Below are 2,552 nucleotides of genomic sequence, written 5' to 3' on the forward strand. Positions count from 1 at the left end.
ACACCCGAAAACAGCCCCTCTGCCTGGGGAATCGTTCCTCGTGGAGGAATTGGACCAGAAAACGATCAACAGGAATCACGCCGTGGATTCAGGCTCAGTGGTCGCCCACCACGACGCCAAGGTTTTCAAGCGAGCGCCCACCCCGGTCTCCGGGCAGCGATCTGTGCTGGCTCGACGGAGTCCGTTGGTGGGGGTACGACCAGAGCGTCGTCGACGCGTTGGAGCGCCGCCAGTGGGATACTCAGCCCGGCCGCGAGTAGTGTGCGACGCCGCATGGTTTGGTCCCCTCGTCGTCATAACTCCCAGCAATTACTGTAATCGTGCTGTGACGGTTCGTAACAGTATTGAGCCATTCCGCGCAAGCTGCTGATCGCTGAGCGTAGTCATGTGCGGCGGCTCTCGGCCCGGGGCATAGCACGCGGCCGGGCGGCGACCCGGAGTCGCCTGCGGAGCCCGCCGCCGCTGGGCGTGTGGGCTCCGCGGGCGACTGGTTGGGCACGCCGGGCTAGCCGTTGGCCTGGGTCACGGCAGCCACGATTTCCGGCTTGTCTGATTGCAGGCTGGCTCGCCACCCCACGTTGTGCAGCGGGTACTCGTTGATCAGTACCAGTACTTCGTCGGTGTTGGCGATGCCCTGGTAGGCGCCCGCAATGGCTGACTCGATCTTTTGCACCAGCTTGCGCTTGGCGTCCATTCTGAACAGTTCCGGCGCCTCCAGCGAACAGACCGGCCGCACCGGTTCGGCACCGACCCGCCCGTCCTGGGAGATGTTCTCCACCGGGTACTCGCGCAGCCAACCCCGGGTGTCGGGTATCTGGTACGCCTCGTCGAGCGCCTCGGTGATCTCCTTCAGCATCTGCTGCTTCGCGACCAGTGGCGCGCCCTGCGGGACATCGATGGTGAACACGGGCATGAGCTGCCTCCTTGAGTCGTCTGTCTCGGTCCAGCGGAGCCGGACGATTGGACAATAGCAGTATCTACTTCGAAAAACCAAGCTTCAAGATGGCTTCTCCCACGGGCTTTGCTAGCATCCCTTGCGTGGTGGGTAAGAGAAAGTACGACGATGGGTGCGCGATCGCGCACGCCCTGGACCTGGTCGGGGAGCGATGGGCGCTGCTGGTGGTTCGCGAGTTGCTGCTCGGACCCAAACGATTCACCGACCTGCTGTCCGGGCTACCCGGGGTCAGCACTGACATCCTCACCCAGCGACTACGGGACCTCGCCGCGGCAGGGGTCGTACGCCGCCGCCGACTGGCCCGACCCGCCGCATCCTGGGTGTACGAGCTGACCCGTTGGGGCGCCGAGTTGGAACCACTCGTGGTATCCCTGGCCAGGTGGGGCGGCCGCTCACCGGGCATGCGCCTGGACGCGCCGATCGGGGTGGACTCGCTGCTGCTTTCGCTCGAGGCACTGTTCGACGCCCGCGCCGCCGCCGGGTTCACCGCGACCCTCGCCCTTCGCCTTGACGAGGACACCTTTCAGGTGGCCATCGCCGACGGACGAATCGACATCAGCCGGGGCGAGCCTGACCGACCCCAGGTCACCCTGGATACCGACCTGACCACGCTGCTCATCCTGCTCCGTACCAACCAGCCCCTCAACGAGGTGCTCGCCAGCGGCGCGGCCCGATTGGACGGGGACCGTTCGGTAGTCGACAGGTGGCGCCGACTATTCCCGCTGCCCCAACAAGTTCCCCTTCAGGACCGCACATAGGGGCCAGCAAACCCGAACGCCTCATGACCCACACCGTGGGGGAAGAAGATCGCGCACCGACATGCAGCGCCTGCTCAAGATCGGCGGACAGTGCTGACGGGAATGGCAGGACCTATAGTTCAGTTCCAACGCGTTCCGAATAACGCTCGATCTGTAGGAGAACCACCTTCATCCGGGGTTCTGCGTCTTCTCGTTGCTAAACAACGGACCCAGCGTGTGACTACACCCAACCTCGACTGAGCCTTCCGCGTAATCCCCACGACGGAGCGTGACCGTCGGGGCGGCGTGGCGGGTGCTCCCAATGATCGACAAGCGTAAAGCCACTGGTAGGAAGTGGTCTTGCGACAGATCGACTTCGGAACCAGAGGCTTCACGTGCCGACCAGCGTTACATACACCGCCACCCTTGAGATCAGCCGATCCACCGTCGAGTTCCTGGCGGTCAAACTCGCAGATCACCGGCTCGGCATCGGGACTCGCGCGGGCACCCGGGCGCTCAGCTCGTTCAAGCAGGCCGTCCTGGTGCTGCGCTGGTTCCTGGACGGAACCCGGGTCCGACAGTTGGCCGCCGACAACGCTATCGGCCGCAGCACCGCCTACGCCCCCCACCGCCCACCGAGGTCCTGGCCGCTTTCCAGGCAAAGTCCGCGGAACTGCTCGGCGGACTGGCCACGACAACGCTGGAGACGGTGGCCGGCCCATCGCTGCGGCTGAGTAAGGGGCTACTCATGCACGCACCCGGGGGCCCCTCTCTGTCAGACTCTCGTGAGACCTGGGGACGAAGTAGTCTTCTGTGACTCAAGCAGGGCGAGAACAGGATCTTTCAGACAGTGACCTTGA

General features: G+C 64.5%; 2 protein-coding genes and 1 pseudogene. 2 read left to right on the plus strand and 1 reads right to left on the minus strand.

The features are described from left to right. Positions 1–505: 505 nt before the first annotated feature. Entirely contained in the window at positions 506–913 is a 408-nt protein-coding gene (locus AB0J09_RS62060) for a hypothetical protein (protein WP_360713517.1), read from the minus strand. A gap of 125 nt (positions 914–1,038) precedes the next feature. Here AB0J09_RS62060 and AB0J09_RS62065 point away from each other — a divergent pair, with 125 nt between their 5' ends. Together AB0J09_RS62065 and AB0J09_RS62070 are read left to right on the plus strand one after the other, a co-directional pair. Continuing rightward, positions 1,039–1,713: a helix-turn-helix domain-containing protein gene (locus AB0J09_RS62065; protein WP_360713519.1), complete on the plus strand. Its 675-nt coding sequence runs from the start codon at positions 1,039–1,041 to the stop codon at positions 1,711–1,713. A 410-nt stretch (positions 1,714–2,123) separates the two neighbouring features. After that, positions 2,124–2,312, plus strand: a pseudogene (locus AB0J09_RS62070) (IS5/IS1182 family transposase); the annotation flags it as partial. Positions 2,313–2,552 lie beyond the last annotated feature (240 nt).

This window comes from Nonomuraea sp. NPDC049784 (assembly GCF_040659615.1).
Lineage (GTDB): Bacteria > Actinomycetota > Actinomycetes > Streptosporangiales > Streptosporangiaceae > Nonomuraea.

Excerpts from the sequence above, each read along its gene's own strand:
- AB0J09_RS62060 (WP_360713517.1), bottom strand. The coding sequence starts at position 913 with ATGCCCGTGTTCACCATCGATGTCCCGCAGGGCGCGCCACTGGTCGCG.